The sequence below is a fragment of the Prolixibacteraceae bacterium genome (assembly GCA_019720755.1).
Lineage (GTDB): Bacteria > Bacteroidota > Bacteroidia > Bacteroidales > Prolixibacteraceae > Halosquirtibacter > Halosquirtibacter laminarini.
This window is the reverse complement of record CP081303.1, coordinates 186,350-206,249: the sequence shown is the minus strand read 5'-3', so window position 1 is coordinate 206,249 and position 19,900 is coordinate 186,350. Positions and strand designations below refer to the sequence as shown.

The window sequence follows — 19,900 nt, the reverse complement described above, 5'->3', positions numbered from 1 at the left end:
AAGGTCATAAAGAGTGCTATTAGGACTGCCTCTTTATGACTTTTTGCATGTTTATTGTATCTAGTTTTTTAGTACTTAGTAAAAACATTAAGTCTAGAAATGCGTTTAATGCTTTGAGTTTTAAGCATTGATAAATACAAAAAATCATGACAAAATACGATATTGTTGTTCTAGGTAGTGGACCTGGAGGATATGTAGCTGCTATTAGAGCTTCTCATTTAGGTTTCAAAGTTGCGGTTATCGAAAAAGAAAATCTTGGTGGTATATGCTTGAATTGGGGATGTATCCCAACCAAAGCACTACTTAAAAGTGCCCATGTTTTTGAACAAATTAAACATGCTCAAGAATATGGTATCTCTATAGATACAGAACCAAAAGTGGACTTCACAAAAGTAATTGAAAGAAGTCGTGGCGTTGCATCTGGAATGAGTAAAGGAATTGACTTCTTGATGAAAAAAAATAAGATTGATGTAATCATGGGGTTTGGAACCTTGATTTCAGAAAATCAAATTGAAGTTGCTTCTCAAGATGAAGAAAAAAAGATCGTTGAAGCCGATCATATTATTCTAGCAACTGGTGCCCGATCTAAAGAACTCCCAAGTCTACCTCAAGACGGGAAAAGAGTTATCGGTTATAGAGAAGCAATGACATTACCACAGCAACCCAAAAGTATGATTGTGGTTGGTTCTGGAGCTATTGGATGTGAATTCGCAAACTTCTATAATGCTATAGGAACAAAAGTTACTATCGTGGAATTCCTTCCAAATATCGTTCCTAATGAAGATATTGAAGTTTCTAAACAACTTGGACGTAGCTTTAAGAAAGCAGGTATTAAAGTTATGACCAAAGCTGCGGTTCAAAGTGTTGAAACTACAGAAAACGGTTGTATTGCAACAATCTCTACTAAAAAAGGAGAAGAAAAAATTGAAGCGGAGGTGGTTCTATCTGCTGTTGGGGTTACTCCAAACATCGAAAACATCGGACTTGAAAATGTTGGTGTTACAGTAGAGAAAAACAAGGTTGTAGTCAATGACTTCTACCAAACAAACATCCCATCAATATATGCCATCGGTGATATTGTAAAAGGACAAGCTCTTGCTCATGTTGCTTCAGCAGAAGGAATCGTTTGTGTGGAAAAGATTGCAGGAAAATCTCCTAGAGTCATTAATTACAATAATATTCCAGGATGTACATATACATCTCCAGAAGTAGCTTCTGTAGGACTCACTGAAGCCAAAGCTACTGAACTTGGTCATAAGATAAAAGTGGGTAAATTTCCTTTCTCTGCTTCAGGTAAAGCAAGTGCTGCAAATGCCAAAGAAGGATTTGTTAAACTTATTTTTGATGAAAAATATGGAGAGTTATTAGGTGCTCATATGATAGGAGCAAACGTAACAGAAATGATTGGAGAGTTAGTTGTGGGTAAAGACCTTGAAATAACAGCTCATGAATTAATCAACGCGGTGCATCCACACCCAACAATGAATGAAGCAATCATGGAAGCTGCTGCTGCTGCATACGATGAAGTGATTCATATATAAAATATAATTCCCTCCTTCCTTGATCTATAACCTGATCATGAAGGGGGGATAATAATTTTCTTCCGTATTATATGAAGCGAAAGAAAATATTGGAAGACGAAAATACTTTTTATTAGGGTTTCCTTACAATCTATGCCCTTTACATTATTAATATATTGATTTTACTATAACCCAAAGACATGATTCATAAAATAGTCATGTCTTTATTAAAACCTATTTTATGAAAATTTTGTTCCCTGTATGCATGATTCTCTTGCTAATATATTCATGTACAAATGAAACACTAGATCCTGCAGAGTTTAATCCAAACAGCTATAAGAATAGTATCAAAAGTTCAAGATTGGATACCGCGGATTCTTGGATACCACTCCCTCCAAATAAAGAGAATATACCTTCTATAGAGTCTTTATCGGATAGTGCAGACTCATGGATACCACTTCCTCCTAATAAAGTGAATATACCTTCTACAGAGACTTTATCGGACAGTGCAGACTCTTGGATACCACTTCCTCCTAATAAAGTGAATATACCTTCTACAGAGGCTTTATCGGACAGTGCAGACTCTTGGATACCACTTCCTCCAAACGATTATAATAATGAAAAAGAATAATTTAAGAAGTCTAGTTTATGTATCAAGAGTGCCTTAAAACCATCATAAGAATGGCTTTAAGGCACTTTTTTTGTCTTACATCCGACTTATAACTACTCCTGTAATTAACTGAAATGATCATTATTGCATAAAACAAGCAATTTTACTGTTAAAATAGATCAATAGAAGGATTATAAATAACGACAATTGTATAATAATGTTAAAAACAAAAAGATATTATTATCATACAAGATATGTGTAACCACTCCTACAACATCAAGACTAAGTAATCCTTTATAAATCTATAAAATAGCTATGATTAATTTTAGTTACACATCATTAAAATCAGAAATAAACAATCACAATAACTTCAAATCACTTCCCATAACTACATAGGGATCAACACTATTTCACATTGTTAATTTAACAAAACGTTAAGAGTCCAGCATTTCTTTTCATATAGATTTGTATCGAAATTCTAACACAGTTAATATCTAATTACAAAGGATTAACGATGGATTATACTTCAGAGATAAAGAACATGTGCGTTGTAGCACAAGGCCCAAATCATGGACCCTCGCCCATTCCACAACAAGGATTATGGACAAAAGCAAAAGAGATAGTTGATATCAGTGGATTAACCCATGGAGTCGGTTGGTGTGCACCTCAACAAGGAGCATGTAAACTAACACTGAATATAAAAGAAGGAATTATTCAAGAAGCTTTAGTTGAAACAATAGGATGTACTGGAATGACACACTCAGCAGCGATGGCTTCAGAGATTCTTCCAGGTAAAACAATCTTAGAAGCTCTCAATACTGATTTAGTATGTGACGCGATAAATGTTGCAATGCGAGAACTATTCCTTCAAATAGTTTATGGAAGAAGCCAAACAGCTTTTTCTGAAGGTGGACTTCCTATAGGAGCAGCTCTTGAAGATCTAGGTAAAGGAGAAAGATCTGTTATTGGAACGACATATGGTACTGTAGCAAAAGGATCACGCTACCTAGAGGTTACAGAAGGTTATGTTACAGAACAAGCATTGGATGAGGATAACGAAATAATCGGGTACAAATTTGTTCAATTAGGTAAGATGATGGAGTTCATCGAGAAAGGACTCTCTGCAGATGAAGCTTTAATGAAAGCTACTGGTACTTATGGAAGATACGACGATGCAGTAAAATATATTAACCCTAGAAAACAGTAACAAGATGGCACTCTTCGAAGGATATGAAAGAAGAATTGATAACATTCAATCATTCTTAAAACAAAACGATATTGAGTCTCTTGAGGCTGCAGAATTGATTTGTAAAGAGAACAATCTAGATATTAAATCTCTTGTTAAAGAAATACAGCCTATCGCATTCGATAATGCAGGTTGGGCTTATACTATTGGTGCTGCGGTTGCAATCAAAAGAGGACAAACAGAGGCTGCTGAAGTAGCAATCACTCTTGGAGAAGCACTTCAAGCATTCTGTATTCCTGGTTCAGTAGCAGATGATAGAAAAGTAGGACTTGGACACGGTAATTTAGCATCAATGCTATTAAGACCAGAAACAAAGTGCTTTGCATTCCTTGCTGGACATGAATCTTTTGCTGCAGCAGAGGGAGCTATTGGTCTTGCTAGATCAGCCAATAAGGTCCGTAAAGAGCCTCTTAAAGTTATCCTTAATGGATTAGGGAAAGATGCTGCACATATCATCTCAAGGATTAATGGATTCACTCATGTAGAGACCCAGTTCAACTACGCTACAGGAGAAATTGAAGTCGTTAAAGAGAAGTCATACTCTAAAGGAGAAAGAGCACAAGTAAAGTGTTACGGTGCAGATGATGTTCGTGAAGGAGTTGCGATACTTCATTTAGAAGGAGTAGATGTTTCTATTACAGGAAACTCCACAAACCCAACACGTTTTCAACATCCTGTTGCAGGAACTTACAAGAAAGAGTGTTATGAGCAAGGTAAGAAGTATTTCTCTGTAGCTTCAGGAGGAGGTACAGGACGTACGCTTCACCCTGATAATATGGCTGCAGGTCCTGCATCGTACGGTATGACAGATACCATGGGACGTATGCACTCAGATGCACAGTTCGCAGGGTCTTCATCAGTACCAGCTCACGTGGAGATGATGGGACTTATAGGTATGGGTAACAATCCAATGGTAGGAGCATCGGTTGCAGTTGCAGTTGCAGTTGAACAACGTGATATGAAATAACAAACACCCTTAGATTATACATTGTTTATATGTGTCTTTGGTACCCAAAGACTACAGACTTGGAGGATATTGATAAAGTCAATATTCTCCTTTTTTATTGTATAATCCTCAATACCGAGAAACAGATTTATTCTCTTAGATAAAAGCGTTGTATAGAGAACAAAAAAGGAGTCTATTCAGACTCCTTTTCTATCTTTATATAAAATAAATTTCTTATTTTAATGAAGCAATACGCTCTTTAATAACACGTATCTTCTCTTCAGCATCAGCTTGTTTCTTACGTTCAAGATCTACCACTTTTGCTGGTGCACTACCAACGAATTTCTGATTTCCTAACTTCTTCATTACAGAGTTAAGGAATCCTTCTGTATATTTTAAATCAGCTTCTAGTTTCTCTAATTCCTCTTCTACATTCACTAAATCACCTAGAGGAAGGAAGAATTGAGAAGACTTAACCATAAAAGAGAGTGCTCCAGATACCTCTTCTGTTACCTCAGCTAAAGAGGACAGGTTCGCAATCTTTTGGAAGACTGCATTAAGAGAAACATGGTATCCCTTGTCTCCCGCAAGGACAGAAAGATCAAGAGTTTCTTTATTTGCAATATTTTTCTCTTTACGGATAGTACGTATTCCCGCCACAGCCTCTTTAAGGTCTTCGAAATCATTTAAAAGTGTCTCATCCACTGTAGAAGTCTCAGGCCATTGAGCAAGCATTATTGATTCGCCTTCTTCACGTTTCTGCAACAACTGCCATATCTCTTCCGTGATAAAAGGCATGAATGGGTGAAGAATACGCAATAGTTTATCAAATATCGCCAATACTTCCTGATAAGTCTTCGCATCGATAGGTTGTTGATAAGCAGGTTTTACAACCTCAAGCAACCATCCTGAGAATTCGTCACGGAATGTATTATAAACAGTCATCAAGCCTTCAGATAATCTGTACTGATCGAAATTATCGTTAATGCTTAAGATTGCACTATCTAACTTACTATTAAACCACTCTATACCCTTAGCAGCATATTCTGGTTGTGAAATCGACGCATCAACAGTCCATCCATGAACAAGACGGAACGAGTTCCATACCTTGGTAGTAAAGTTTGCTCCTTGTTCTGTTAACGATTCATCGAAAAGAAGGTCTCCACCAGCAGGAGAGCAAAGTAACATACCCACACGAACACCATCAGCACCATACTTTGCCATTAGATCTAATGGATCTGGTGAGTTTCCTAACGACTTAGACATCTTACGACGTTGCTTGTCACGCACCATACCAGTAAAGTACACATTCTTGAATGGCATCTTTCCTTTAAACTGATATCCTGCGATAATCATACGAGCAACCCAGAAGAAGATAATATCGTGTCCAGTAACCAAGTCGTTTGTTGGATAATAGTAATTAAACTCCTCGTTATCTGGATGTTCCATTCCATCAAATACTGAGATAGGCCATAACCAAGAAGAAGCCCAAGTATCTAATACATCTTCATCCTGACGTAGATCTTCTGCAGTTAAACTGTTATTACCTGTTTTCTCTTGAGCTGCTTTTACAGCTTCTTCAATACCACTAGCAACCACATAAGAACCATCTTCTAGGTAATAAACGGGAATACGGTGTCCCCACCATAACTGACGAGAGATACACCAATCCTTCACATTCTCCATCCAGTGACGATAGACATTCTTGAACTTCTTAGGATGAAATTCAATCTCGTCATTCATTACACTTTCCAATGCAGGCTTAGCAAGTTCACTCATTTTTAAGAACCACTGAGCAGAGAGTTTTGGTTCAATCACAGCATTTGTACGCTCAGAGTAACCAACTTTATTCGTATAATCCTCAATCTTTACAAGATTACCCGCCTCTTCAAGTTGTGGTATAATTTGTTTACGTGCCTCAAAACGATCGACTCCAACAAAAAGACCAACCTTGTCATTAATCGTACCGTTATCGTTAAAGATATCGATAGACTCAAGGTTATATTTTAATCCAATTTCATAATCATGAACATCGTGTGCAGGAGTAATTTTCAAACATCCTGTACCAAACTCCATATCTACGTATTCGTCTTGTACAATAGGAATTACTCTATTCACAAGAGGAACGATAACATTTTTACCAGCTAATTGTTTGAAACGATCGTCATTCGGGTTGATACATACTGCTGTATCTCCAAGAATAGTTTCAGGACGAGTTGTAGCAATAGTAACATACTCATCACTACCTTCGATTTGGTAACGAAGGAAATATAGTTTGCTTTTCTCTTCTTTATGAATAACCTCTTCATCAGATACAGCAGTAAGAGCAGAAGGATCCCAATTAACCATTCTTACACCACGATACACATATCCTTGTTTGAATAGGTCGACAAAAGCAGAGATAACAGATTTAGAACGATCCTCATCCATAGTAAAGCAAGTACGATCCCAATCACAAGAAGCACCCAAAGTTTTCAACTGCTCCAAAATAATTCCACCATACTCATCCGTCCAATCCCAAGCATGTTTCATAAACTCATCACGCTCAAGATCTGTTTTATCGATTCCACGCTCTTTTAGTCGAGCAACCACCTTAGCCTCTGTTGCAATAGAAGCATGGTCGGTTCCAGGAACCCAACAAGCATTCTTGTTTTGCATACGTGCACGACGAATAAGGATATCTTGTATCGTATTATTCAACATGTGGCCCATGTGCAAAACTCCTGTGACGTTTGGAGGAGGAATAACAATCGTATAAGGTTCTCTCTCATCTGGTTCAGAATGGAACATCTTATTTTCCATCCAATATTTATACCATCTACTTTCTACATCCGCCGGGTTGTACTTGCCAGGTATTTCCATCAATTAATCTGTTATATATTTAATATCAATATTTATTTCCACTATAAAGCATACAAAAATAAAAAAAAGTGCCGATATATTCGCATTACAGATCAATGACTGCAAGTACTTTACTCTGAAAAGATCTATTTATACCTGATTCCGATAATTTCCTTCACCAGAATAGATTACATCAAGAGAAATCCTTCGTACTTCAATAGGCCTATATCGTGGACAAACAAAAGTCTAAATATCAGAATCTATCATTTCTTTAAACAGGAACTATTTTTAGTAGAAATAACCTCTATAGACGTATAATGATACATATAATAATAGACTAAGGAACAATAACTTGAACAAAATATAAAAAGTAGACTTCATATCATAGAGAAAAATAATCACAGAAATTATTATATTTATTAATTAATAAAAAAGATATTTGTTCATGATTCTCTGATTTCTTCACAGACATCAGAGAATGGTGTATAAATACAACAATGTTGAATCACAATATAAGAAAGAGATGAACCAGGTTCAGTATATGATAATAAGAGGTCTTACACGCATTGCAAACATATTTCCATTGCGTGTACACTACTTTTTTTCTAACTTATTTTACTATCTCACATACTATATCGTTCGCTACAGAAGAGGCGTGGTACGAACAAATTTAACGAATTCATTTCCTGACAAAGACCAAAAAGAGATCCTTGAAATAGAAAAAAAGTTTTATCGTCATCTTGTAGATATGACAGTAGAGACATTATATTTCTCTGATATCTCTACAGAAGAGGTAAAAAAACGGGTACATATAATCAATCCAGAACTTCTTCAGAAGTATATCGATCAAGGAAGGCAAATTATTGTTTCTGTAGGGCACCATAACAACTGGGAATGGATCAGTTGTCTTAAACTATCTGTGCCAACAAGTTATCTGCCTGTCTACAAACCCCTTCACAACAAAGCATTTGATAAATTCTACCTAAGATTGCGCAGTCGATTAGGAGCAGAACCAATTCCAAAAAATAAGATATTTAAGAGACTCTACAACGATTACCGATTAGGTATTCCTTCTATTTCTGGTTTTATAAATGATCAATCTCCAAAGAAACAAGATATTCAATATTGGACCACATTCTTAAATCAGGATACTCCAATTTTCTTAGGTGTCGAGAAGATCGCTAAGAAACTAGACTCTGTTGTGGTCACCGCAGAGATTACAAAACCTGAACGTGGTCACTACAATGTTCAGTTTGATTTAATCACGAAACACGCAAAAGATGAAGAACAATATGTCATTACCGAGAAGGATACCAAGCATCTAGAAAAGACTATTTTGAAAAATCCAGAGTTTTGGCTTTGGACTCATAAGAGATGGAAACATCAGAGAAATTCATAACCCAATTAAGTAAGACCTATACAATATTATTGTAGCAATAATAGATAATTAAAATAAGATACAAATCCCATGAGTTCTATAAGTCCCAATCCATTAACTGTTGCGGTTGTAATACTAAACTGGAATGGAGAAGCGTTGTTAAAAACCTACCTTCCCGATTTGGTTGCAAACACAACCTATCCAAATGCAAGGCTTATTGTAGCAGACAATGGGTCGACAGACCAAAGTTTCGATGTGGTTGAATCCATCCCAGAAATTGAGTGGCTTCCTTTGGAAAAAAACTATGGGTTCGCAGATGGATATAATCGCTGTTTACAACAAATTGAAGTAGATATATATATCCTAATGAATTCCGATATTAGGGCTTCAAAGGGTTGGTTAGAACCTCTGATCCACACATTTGAAAAGGATAAAAGCATTGCAATACAACAGCCCAAAATAATGGATGATAAAAAGCATGACTTCTTCGAATATGCTGGAGCATCAGGAGGATACATAGACACCATGGGATATCCTTTTTGTAGAGGACGAATCATGGATCATTTAGAAAAAGATGACCATCAGTATGATGATCTTAAACAGGTATTTTGGGCATCGGGAGCTTGTTTCGCAATTCGAAGTTCTATGTGGCATCGACTAGGTGGATTTGACACCATTTTTTGGGCTCATATGGAAGAGATTGACCTATGTTGGAGGGCTAATAACCTTGGAGGCAATGTATATGTCAATCCAGCATCTAAGGTGTATCATCTAGGGGGGGGATCTCTACCCTATGGTAATCCAAAGAAAACTTATCTTAATTTCCGTAACAACCTCATTCTATTATCACGAAACCTTCATAAAAGCGAGCGATTCACCACACTATTAAAACGAATGATATTAGATGGAGTAGCTTCAATGGTTTTTATTTTAAAAGGAGAATTTAATCTTGTTCCACAAGTACTCAAGGCACATCGTGATTTTTATCGTTCCAAGTCGAAGATCCAAAAATACAGGAAAGGGAAAGAGTTCAAGAAAAGATCAGAGTTACCTATTTATCAAGGTTGTATACCACTACTTTCGTCACTCTGTTCTATTCGAAAATACTCTCAATTAAAACATCATTAAAAAAAAGTATCTCTTCCACTCCCAAAGAGCAGAAGAGACATCTTATTATTTATCATTCTCTATATTCATATTCTTTGTCAACTTCCGAACAAAAGAGAATCCATAGAAAAACTCCCTCAATACCACACGTATCACCGTATAACCTGGGATAGCCAAAATCATACCAGGAACACCCGCTAGCGATCCAGCCATCAGTATTACCAAGAAAATCTCCAATGGATGTGCTTTCACACTATTTGAATATATGATGGGTTGAAATACAATATTATCGGCAATTTGAGAAAGGGCAGCAACTAGAAGAACAAGACCTATTAGAGGTAGAGTAATCTCCATAAAAGGAGCGTTCACATTGGTAGCAACAGCCACCAATACACCAAATATTGCACCAATCCAAGGACCAATATAAGGGATGACATTCATCAACCCTGCAAAAGTAGCAACAACCACCGCATGAGAAAAACCTAAACCTATAACTGTCAATCCGATAGTATCGAAGATCATAATTCCCAATATTTCGAGAACAATTCCAATTACATAGCGTTTCAAGAGGGAAGAAGTATTATTCAATGTATTTTTTACTTTGGTCTCATACTCTTCAGGAACAAAAAGTAAAATTCCTTGAGTAAACATACTCTCCTCTTTCAGAAAAAAAAATAGTATAAAACTGACCGAAAAAGACATAATAAGAAGGCTCCCTAATGTTCCAAAAACAGAGCTAAAGACATTAGAAACTTTTGATAAATCAAAAGCTTGGCTCAACTCTCCTTTCGCTAGAGCAACCAAACTTTGTTCGTCAAAAGATGGCAACTTGATAAAAGGATAGTTCTCACGAAGCTGTTGTAAAGAATCTAATGTATAATTTACGATAGAATGGACATCTACATTTGACAACTCCTTTGCTTCAGAGGCAAACATTGGTATTAAGAAAGAAAAGAATCCGATAATAATGACCCACAAAAAAAGGAGCGTTAATGCAGAAGAGAGATTTGCACCCATACGCCAATTTCGGATATGGATCTTCTCTAGTATATTTTTTATTGGGCGACCAATAACACTTAATACAGAGGCAATCAAAATATAAATTACAATATCACTAAAATACCATAATAGAACGGCAAGTAATACAAAACTAAATGCGATAAGAATATTTCTAGTACGTTGATTCATTATTTTATACTTTTGTTCATCATGTAAATATAGGCTTTATTTGGAGCAAACTTGTGATATATATAACATTCAATACACTTAAGACTCGATGACTCATACAGATGATCTAATTAGTACCCTAAAGAGCCTATTTGGCTTTGAATCCTTTCGACCAGGTCAAAAAGAATCGATTGAACGTATTTTAGCAGGAAAGTCAGTTCTTTCAATTTTTCCTACTGGTAGCGGCAAGTCTTTATGCTATCAACTTCCAGCAATGCTTCTTCCTGGAATCACAGTAGTTGTATCTCCTTTAATAGCACTGATTGATGATCAACTTTCTTTTTTACATTCTCATCAGATCCCTTCAGTAAAAATTGACTCAACCCTAACGCTTCCGCAAGCACAACAAATAAAACAGGAGTTGGTTGATAAAAAACATAAAATTCTTTTCGTTTCTGTAGAACGATTCAAAAACGAACGATTCAGACGATTCCTACATACCCTTGATCTGTCGATGTTAGTGGTAGATGAGGCACACTGTATATCAGAGTGGGGACACAATTTTAGACCTGATTACATCAAACTACCAGACTATCAAAAAGAGTTTCAGTTTCCACAAGTACTTCTTCTAACAGCAACTGCACCGAAGGTAGTACAGAAAGATATCTGTCAGCGATTTTCTATAGAATCCAATGATGTAATCTCAACAGGATTCTATAGAAAAAACCTGAATATTCATGTTCAAGGGACCACTTTAGATCAAAAGTTTAATCAGTTAGATAAACTCATTGCGAGATCACCGAAGTCTCCATCCATTGTCTATGTAACCCTACAAGATACGGCTTTAACAGTAGCGACCAAGCTGGTTGAAAAAGGCTATAATGCTCGTCCATACCATGCAGGACTCTCCACCGAAACACGTATTGAAACACAACAACGATTTATGGAGAACAAATTAGATATCGTGGTGGCAACCATCGCTTTTGGTATGGGAATTGACAAATCTAATATCCGAAGAGTGATTCATTACGATCTACCAAAATCCCTTGAAGGGCTATCGCAAGAGATAGGTAGAGCAGGAAGGGATGGAGAGACATCAGACTGCACCATATTGGGCAATCTAGACGAAATACAGACTTTAGAAAATTTTGTATATGGAGACACTCCTGATAAGGAGGCACTACAAAATTTGATTGAAACGATCCTTTCTTCTGAAGACTCTTGGGAGGTAAGTATATATCACGCATCTATAAGGCATAACATTCGTCAATTACCTTTCAAAACAGCATTGGTATACCTTGAAGCACTAGGTGTAATTACCCCATCTCATAGTTACTATTCATCTTATCGCTTTAAAACCATTGCTTCTCCACAAGAAGTTATATCTCACTTCAAAGGGGAACGTGTGAATTTTATAAAATCAATATTCACTCATTCTGACAAGGCTAGGGTTTGGTACGATGTAAACTTTGAAAAGATCCAAAAGACATCTCCAAGTTCTGATAGACAGAGAGTAGTCAATGCGCTAGACTATTTCGCAGAAAAAGGATGGATTATTTTAGAAACTAAAAAGAATATGGAAGTATATCATGTGCATCCTAAAGCAGAACAGGATATACATATGCTTACCGATCATCTCTATAAACTTTATAAGAATAAAGAAAAAGGGGAATTATTTCGTATTAACCAAGTAGTAGAGTTGATCTCATCCAAGGAGTGTCTCTATCATCAACTAACCCAATACTTTGGTCAAGAGACCTCTTGGAACTCTTGTGGACATTGCTCTAACTGTTTAGAAACAACCATACATATTCCACAGAGAGAGACACATGAGAATTTTGAAATGTATGAATACGATAAAATTAAAGAGGAGTTTCTAGGTCAATATAAGTCAAATATGTCGATCCATGACTTCACCTGTTATTTATGTGGAATAAGCTCACCTCGCCTATCAAAATATAGGGTAAAAAAATTATCTATGTGGAATAAGCTCTCAGATTATCGATTTGCATCCGTTACACAATGGATTAAAGATAACGAAGCCAACTAATTTCAACACTACCCAATATTCTATCCTAGATATATAACCTCGATAATCTAGGATAGATACATTTTGACTCTCTGATAAAAAATAAAAACTATTATTTATATCTTTTTACATATATTTACAAATAGAATAGTTTATGATAACAATTTTGAAGTAAACAATATGATTCTAAAATGAAAAAATATTATCTCACAATCATGTTAGAGCAATCATAAAATACTTCGTCTCTAAACTATCTTCCACCACCCTACCTTAATTGCTTATCGTGCATAATGGTGAGTAACCATTTGATATAATCAAATATACCAATGTGTAAACAATTAAAAATATTTTATAAAAACCATTCCCAATAAACCTTTAAAGTAGAACGCAATGGAACTAAATATAAATCATTCTGTTCTAAAACAAAATTAACCTAATTAATAAAGTCTAACTTATGAAGAGAAAAAACATATCCATCTTGATGCTACTTTTAATCATAATAGGATGTAGTAGAGAAGAGAAGGCACAAAGAAAATATGATGAGACCATCATGGTATATATATACCAAACGATACAGCCAGGAAACCCTACAGAAAATATTTTAGACAAAATTGCTGCAGGAGTTCATAAAGATGCGAATGTAATCGTTGCATATGCAAATCAGAAGGAGATTCAATTCTTTCAGATGAATGGAGAGAATTCTAAAATATACTTAGGAGAGGAGACTAATGAAGGGAAGTATATCACTTATGGACACAAACTTCTATTGCAGAAAGTTATGTCAGACTATCCATCAAAAAAATACCAGTCTGTTTTTATTGGAGAATCTAGTGCTCCCTCAACAGAGAAAGAAGATGTCATTCCATCAATGGGAGTGGGAAAAAATCGTTTGTCATTCTACCTCTTCACATCAAACTTTTATGGGGAAAAGAGAATAAATCCAAAACGAATGGATTACGCTGTAATAATAGCATCTAGTTTTGGAGATCCCAATGTAATCTATGCATTTGGTGATTTTGTACCATATGTAGTAGCATCGCCGACGGAGATTGACTTAAGACACTATCCATACAAAGAGATGTTTGATGCATTAACTACACCCCAAATAAGTATCAAAGAAAAGTTAGAAAAAGGGTGCAAGGAATATTTATCACATGCTGAAACAAATCATTTAGACGGGTCTATTTCATTATATGATTGTACTCAATTTGATTTTGCAAGCCAAAGGTTTTCTAATATTAATATCAGCAACGACAAAGACCTAATCAAAAACAATCTATCCTCAACCAATCTAACAAAATTAGGAGACCACAATTATCAATTTGATTTTATTGAAATGATCAATAGTAGTTACAATGAGAATGATTCAAAAGTCTTAAAATACGAATTCGAGAAGTCCATTATAATGTATGGATTTTCAGGTAAATGGACAAACAAAAACCTTTGTGGACTAGGAGTTTATGTTCCCCACAAAGATCTTATAAGAAGATATATCATTAGTTACACGATGTGTTGGAATGGTATGACAGACTATAGAAACTTAGTAAATAACATTTATAGATAATATCATTTCTAAATACAAAAACATTTTTTAAATAATAAACTACGTTAATAAATGAAGAAACTACTAATCCTAATCATTGGACTTACGATGGTTACATCCTGTTCGAAGGAGAAAGCGCAAAAAATTTACGATGAAACCATCATGGTTTATATTGCACCGACCGAATTAGTCCAAGCAAATCAAGAAAATATCTTAGCACAAATCACTGAGGGAGTACAAAAAGGCTCCAATGTGATTGTTGGGCTTGAGAAAGAAAAAATTCTCTATTTCTACCAATTAACTGGCGATCCAAATCCGAAACCTGTAGGAAGTGTACCAACGCTTGGATATACTTTAGGATATGGACAAAAACTATTTCTGGATAAAGTAAAAAAAGACTTTATCTCAAAAAAATACCAAAATATAATTATCAGTGAATCGACAAATGAAAATGATCAAAATGAAGATGTTGCACTCTCTATCGGAAAATTTCCTAGATCCGACGAATATATGAGATTATTTTTTGATCTGGGCTATTTCTATGAAGATAAGGATAGAACACAGGATTATACTTTCTTTATTATTCCTGGTTTTGGCGACCCAAATATAGCGTATTCGTTTGGAAAGTTCGCCTCTTATGTAGCAGCCTCACCGACAGATATCGATCTGATAAATTATCCCTATAAAGAGTTATTTAGTGAATTGACCAACACGAAGAAGTCAGTCAGAGAGAGACTTATTAGTGGCTGTAAGGCCTATGCGGGACATGCTTTTGTCAATGATATTGATGGCTCCATCGCCCTATACGACTGTAAGAAATTCGAAGAAACGACCAAGCAATTTCGAAACATGTGTCGAAGTTTATTGGATGTGGATCTATACCATAATTTAGTAAAAAACAATCCTACCAAATTAACAAAAAACTTATCTCAATATGACTTTATGGAGATGGTGGAAGAGAACTTCTCTGAAGTAGATAGCAAATCTCTAAAAAAGAGCTTAGAGGCATCGGTCCTTTACAAAAAATATATTGGACCTTGGAGTGACGGTTTATGTGGTATGGGAGTCTTTGTTCCCAATGGTATAAGCAAACGATACTATCAAGGCTCTTTTGCAAGATGTTGGAGTTCAGAAACAGAATATGCACAACTCGTTTCTAGTACTTATTTCTATAATAAGAACAAACAAGCACTTCCAAGTAATTAAGAGTTAGAACAAAACAAAAAGTGGCCGCAATCAGAGATACCATACTCCTCCTGCGGCCACTTTTTTATGTTATTACGTACAGACGTTATTTATGTCTCTTTAACGCTCCAATCTTTTGTTGTAATCCTTGACTAGCTCTAGCAGGCAAGTTTTCAATCTTTAATGCACTCTCACATGCTTTAATCGCATTTGAATACTGTTTCTCTTGTTCGTACAATTGACCTAAGAAAACCCAAGCATCCAAATAATTTGGATCAATCTTCACCACTTCTTTCAGTACTTTGATTGCACTTTTCTTCGATCCATTTTGAAGAAGATAGAAAGCATACGTATAACCATATTTAGGGTTCTGCACTCCACTTTCGAAAGCAATCTTACTATATTTAATCGCATTCTCAAGATCATTTTGACCATAAATCACAGCCAAATTAAAGGCCGCAACACCAGATTCAGGATTGGCTTTCAACACCTTCTCATAACACTTTCGTGCCTCATTCGTACGACCTTGTTCGCCTAAAAGAAGTGCATAGTTAAGGTTTGCTGCTTCATTATCTGGTTCCAAAGTCAATGCCTTCTTCAGCATCGTTTCAGCCTCTGCATAATTACCAAGAACAGCACTGGTATATCCACCATTAACCAAAGGAACTACTGCATCTTCAAATAGCTTATTAGATATCTTATACTCATCCAATGCTTTTTGATGTTGTCCTTGTTGTGAGTAGAAATTACCAAGATTATAGTGTGCAACCCAATCATCTGGACGTATTACCATAGAGTTCTCATACTCAACCATATTTTCACGTACCTTCTCACGATCCGATGCATTAAACGAATCTAATGGATAGGACGTTAATGCCGAAGTTGCCATACGACGAACCAATCTTAACGAGTCATCCAAAGCCTTAACTAAGAGCTCTTTCGTCTTTGGGTTAGATCTATCATAACTCATTTGGGTTACAGCAGAGGAACGAACCAAAGCAGACGGATTCGTTTCAAAAAGGTAGTTAAATAGATCCCATTTTTTAGGATTATCACAACCATTCATCATACGAACCAAAGAGTTAATAAAAATCTCCTTCTTAGGATTCTTTCTAATCCAACGCTCCATCTTCGAGAAGTTTTTCCAATCGTCCTCACGAGCTTCACGGATCCAACGTCCAACCATGATAGTCTCTGCTTGATAATCGTCTTTGTGCCATCTACGAACAGCCTTATCTGCCCATTCGTTCGATTTATCAGTATGGCAAATATTACACGCATTAGGCGAACCAAACTCCATACTAGCACGTGGCATTGGAGGACGCATCGAGTGGTCTGATCGTTTCATTCGAGCAAAGTCGGTCTTAGGCATATGACATGAAACACATTTACCAGCAGCCCCTTCTGCAGGGTGATGCGTGTGTGCTGTAATATTTTCCACCTTATCCTTATGGCAAGGCATACAGGCATTGTTAAAATCTTTATCTTGGAAACGATAGCGTCCACTAGAGGTGTGACAAGTCACACAATCCATATCCGCACCTGCTTGAACACATGGGCTCTGACTCCATGACGTATAGGTATAGTTCTCTCCCAAATCTCGTCCATCAGGATAGTAATCGATATCCTCTAATGTAACCAAATTATAGTGGTCATAGAACTTCTCACCAGGAATAAACTTCGCAGTCAATGGACTCATCTTCGCATGACAAGCAGAACAAGTCGCATCGCTCTGTTCGTGTGTAAATGTTCTCCATGAAATAAGCCCTAATTCAGTCACTTCTTCCCCTTTAGCTTCTGCCTCACGACACAAACGAATATGTTCTTTTGATGGGCCATGGCAAGCTTCACAATTAATACCAGCCTCTTTCCAAGTTAAATGGTATGAATCGGTCTTTAGATCATAGTTTTTTGTCATCTGACTCACATGACAATCATGACATGTAGTATTGAAAGTATACAGATAGTGTTTCCAAGGTAAAGCCTCATCTTGAACTCCTGAATCTCCACCAAAGTGACGCATTCCACTATCCTGAGCATTATACCACTCATTTTTATTAATATCATAAGCTAGTGGAAGAGTCTGAAGTTTTCCTCTCTCCAACTCTGTCATGAAATAGTAAATATTCTTACCACCCATGGCATGAACAGCTTCATAGTTGGTAACAACACCATCTTTTTTCTTCTCTTGAAAAATCAATTTCCCATCTTGATTGATGATACGGAAAGAGCCATCCTCCACCGGAGTCCAATCCTTCAGTTTTGGAAGATTTTCACTTATAAATTCTGGGGTAATAGGTTGCATCGCTTTTCCATGATGCGATGGTTCCCACAATTTATAAAAGCGTTCATGACACTCTTTACAGCTCTCAGAACCTGCATAACCATCCTCTTTCGTTTGATCTTTTTTTACCCCTTTACAGCCATGAAAAAAGACAAAAGCACCAAGAATCATTCCTATGAATACAGGAGCTAATATAAAATACCTAGCAATACTATTTCTACTCATTCAATGCATTTTTTTATCTTCCGAAAGTTAAATAAGTTTTTCTAAAGCATATATACGTTTATATGTTAACATGCTTAAAATCATTATAAATTAATAGTTTAAAAATAAAGAACACAAAGTGCTCCATAATGTATATTAGAAGAACAAAATTCCCATTAAATGGTTGCTATTAAAACTAATTAATAATCATTATGCATAAAAATAGCCTCCCTTTTAAGAAGAGAGGCTATATAAAGACTTATATATCTTTTATTTCTAATTTAACAATTGACAAGTCATATGACCTTTTTCATTCACACCTGTCATCAAAACATGAGAGCTACAGTTCACAAGTTTGGCATCGTAGGGCATCTCCACTTTCACATAATTATCACTCCATCCAACCATCGTTGTCTTATCACGTTGTTCTTCAAAAATAACATTAGACTCTAACCCTACATTTTCTTGATAAAACATTTTCAAGAAGCGTTCGGAAATCATTTGGAGATGTTTTGCTCTCTCCTTTCGAACTGACACAGGAACTTTTCCATCGATATCTATCGCTTTGGTATTAGAGCGCTCTGAATATGGAAAGACATGCAATTGCGATATGGGTAGATTGGTAATAAACTGAAGTGCATCCGCAAAGTATTCTTCAGTTTCACCACTCATCCCTGCAATCACATCCACTCCGATAAAAGCATGAGGCATTAAACTCTTTATCTTTAAGACACGGCTCTCAAATACCTCTCGCTTATATTTTCTTTTCATTAACTCCAGAACGACATTATTACCTGCCTGTAAAGGAATATGAAAGTGTGGTGCTATTTTATTAGAAACCGCTGCAAATTCAATTACCTCATCCGTCAGCAGATTTGGTTCAATAGAAGAGATTCGGATTCTTTCAATTCCATCAACACCATCCAAAGCCTTGATCAGATCAATAAACTTTTCGCCTGTACTTTTTCCAAAATCACCGATATTGACTCCAGTAAGGATAATCTCTTTAGTCCCTTTAGAGGCAATTTCACGAGCTTCTCCAACCAAAGATTCAATACTTGGGTTTCTACTCTTTCCTCTAGCTAAAGGGATAGTGCAATAGCTGCAAAAATAGTTACAACCATCTTGTACTTTCAAAAAAGTACGAGTTCTATCTCCAAAAGAGTAAGCATGATTAAAGGACTCAATCTCTTTAAACTGACATGTCGAGGTAACCCCCTTCTCATGCTTCTGTAAGTTCTCAAGATATTTTGTAATGTTGAATTTATCGTTTGCCCCTAAAACAAGATCCACACCAGGAATCTGAATGATCTCATCTGGTTTTAACTGAGCATAACACCCAATCACAACAATAAAAGCTGCTGGATTCTGTTTCTCTGCCTGTTTAATCAGGTGACGGCTTTTCTTATCTGCGGCATCCGTTACCGAACAGGTGTTAATCACATACACATCAGCCAACTCTTTGAAGTCGACACGAGCAAAACCTAACTCTTTAAATGAACGGGCAATTGTTGATGTTTCAGAAAAATTCAACTTGCAACCTAGTGTAGTAAAAGCTACTCTTTTATCGGAGTAGTTCATTATATATTCTGTCCCCATTTTTTCTCTCACAAAATAGTCTAAATAACTAAAAACAAACCATATAATTCCAATGGCATGGCAAAAATAAGAATGTAAATCTCTATTATCAAACTAAAAGATCTTTTTTTACATATTGGATGATATCTAGCCATGATGTTTTGCATTCGAAGGGGTATAAAAAACAAAAAAAAGAGAGGTGTTTCATGGATGAAACACATCTCTTTTCATAGATATTAGATGATGAAGTCCCCCGAGACAT

13 protein-coding genes are annotated in these 19,900 nt (G+C 36.1%); 9 read left to right on the top strand and 4 right to left on the bottom strand.

The annotated features are described in order from the left end of the window. Window positions 1-146 precede the first annotated feature (146 nt). From lpdA to K4L44_00935, 4 genes are all read left to right on the top strand, one after another. On the top strand, window positions 147-1,541 hold the full coding sequence (gene lpdA / locus K4L44_00950; GenBank protein ID QZE14467.1) for a dihydrolipoyl dehydrogenase: 1,395 nt from the start codon (window positions 147-149) through the stop codon (window positions 1,539-1,541). A gap of 220 nt (window positions 1,542-1,761) precedes the next feature. Next, window positions 1,762-2,151, top strand: a complete 390-nt coding sequence (locus tag K4L44_00945; GenBank protein ID QZE14466.1) for a hypothetical protein — start codon at window positions 1,762-1,764, stop codon at window positions 2,149-2,151. 493 nt (window positions 2,152-2,644) lie between these two features. Further along, on the top strand, window positions 2,645-3,337 hold the full coding sequence (locus tag K4L44_00940) for a hypothetical protein (GenBank protein QZE14465.1): 693 nt from the start codon (window positions 2,645-2,647) through the stop codon (window positions 3,335-3,337). Window positions 3,338-3,341: 4 nt separating this feature from the next. Continuing rightward, entirely contained in the window at window positions 3,342-4,343 is a 1,002-nt protein-coding gene (locus tag K4L44_00935) for a GGGtGRT protein (GenBank protein ID QZE14464.1), read from the top strand. 213 nt (window positions 4,344-4,556) lie between these two features. Here K4L44_00935 and K4L44_00930 read toward each other — a convergent pair whose 3' ends face one another. After that, window positions 4,557-7,184 carry a valine--tRNA ligase gene (locus tag K4L44_00930; protein QZE14463.1) on the bottom strand — a complete coding sequence of 876 codons (2,628 nt, stop codon included), beginning with the start codon at window positions 7,182-7,184 and terminating at the stop codon, window positions 4,557-4,559. Between the two features lie 502 nt (window positions 7,185-7,686). Here K4L44_00930 and K4L44_00925 point away from each other — a divergent pair. Together K4L44_00925 and K4L44_00920 are read left to right on the top strand one after the other, a co-directional pair. Then, window positions 7,687-8,562 (top strand): lysophospholipid acyltransferase family protein, encoded by an 876-nt coding sequence (locus tag K4L44_00925; GenBank protein QZE14462.1) that lies wholly within the window; start codon window positions 7,687-7,689, stop codon window positions 8,560-8,562. A gap of 69 nt (window positions 8,563-8,631) precedes the next feature. Further along, window positions 8,632-9,669 (top strand): glycosyltransferase family 2 protein, encoded by a 1,038-nt coding sequence (locus K4L44_00920; protein ID QZE14461.1) that lies wholly within the window; start codon window positions 8,632-8,634, stop codon window positions 9,667-9,669. Between the two features lie 45 nt (window positions 9,670-9,714). Here the strand turns inward: K4L44_00920 and K4L44_00915 are convergent, their stop codons facing one another. Further along, on the bottom strand, window positions 9,715-10,836 hold the full coding sequence (locus K4L44_00915) for an AI-2E family transporter (protein ID QZE14460.1): 1,122 nt from the start codon (window positions 10,834-10,836) through the stop codon (window positions 9,715-9,717). Window positions 10,837-10,924: 88 nt separating this feature from the next. Between K4L44_00915 and K4L44_00910 the strand changes: the two genes are divergently transcribed. The 3 genes from K4L44_00910 to K4L44_00900 all read left to right on the top strand — a co-directional run bounded on the left by K4L44_00910 (window position 10,925) and on the right by K4L44_00900 (window position 15,593). Further along, window positions 10,925-12,865, top strand: a complete 1,941-nt coding sequence (locus K4L44_00910) for a RecQ family ATP-dependent DNA helicase (protein ID QZE14459.1) — start codon at window positions 10,925-10,927, stop codon at window positions 12,863-12,865. Between the two features lie 433 nt (window positions 12,866-13,298). Further along, on the top strand, window positions 13,299-14,408 hold the full coding sequence (locus tag K4L44_00905; GenBank protein QZE14458.1) for a hypothetical protein: 1,110 nt from the start codon (window positions 13,299-13,301) through the stop codon (window positions 14,406-14,408). A 51-nt stretch (window positions 14,409-14,459) separates the two neighbouring features. Then, window positions 14,460-15,593 carry a hypothetical protein gene (locus tag K4L44_00900; protein QZE14457.1) on the top strand — a complete coding sequence of 378 codons (1,134 nt, stop codon included), beginning with the start codon at window positions 14,460-14,462 and terminating at the stop codon, window positions 15,591-15,593. Window positions 15,594-15,678: 85 nt separating this feature from the next. Here K4L44_00900 and K4L44_00895 read toward each other — a convergent pair whose 3' ends face one another. After that, window positions 15,679-18,081, bottom strand: a complete 2,403-nt coding sequence (locus K4L44_00895; protein QZE14456.1) for an ammonia-forming cytochrome c nitrite reductase subunit c552 — start codon at window positions 18,079-18,081, stop codon at window positions 15,679-15,681. 255 nt (window positions 18,082-18,336) lie between these two features. Continuing rightward, the gene (gene mtaB / locus K4L44_00890; GenBank protein QZE14455.1) at window positions 18,337-19,659 is read right to left on the bottom strand and encodes a tRNA (N(6)-L-threonylcarbamoyladenosine(37)-C(2))-methylthiotransferase MtaB; all 1,323 of its coding nucleotides are present in this window, start codon (window positions 19,657-19,659) and stop codon (window positions 18,337-18,339) included. Window positions 19,660-19,900: the final 241 nt, after the last annotated feature.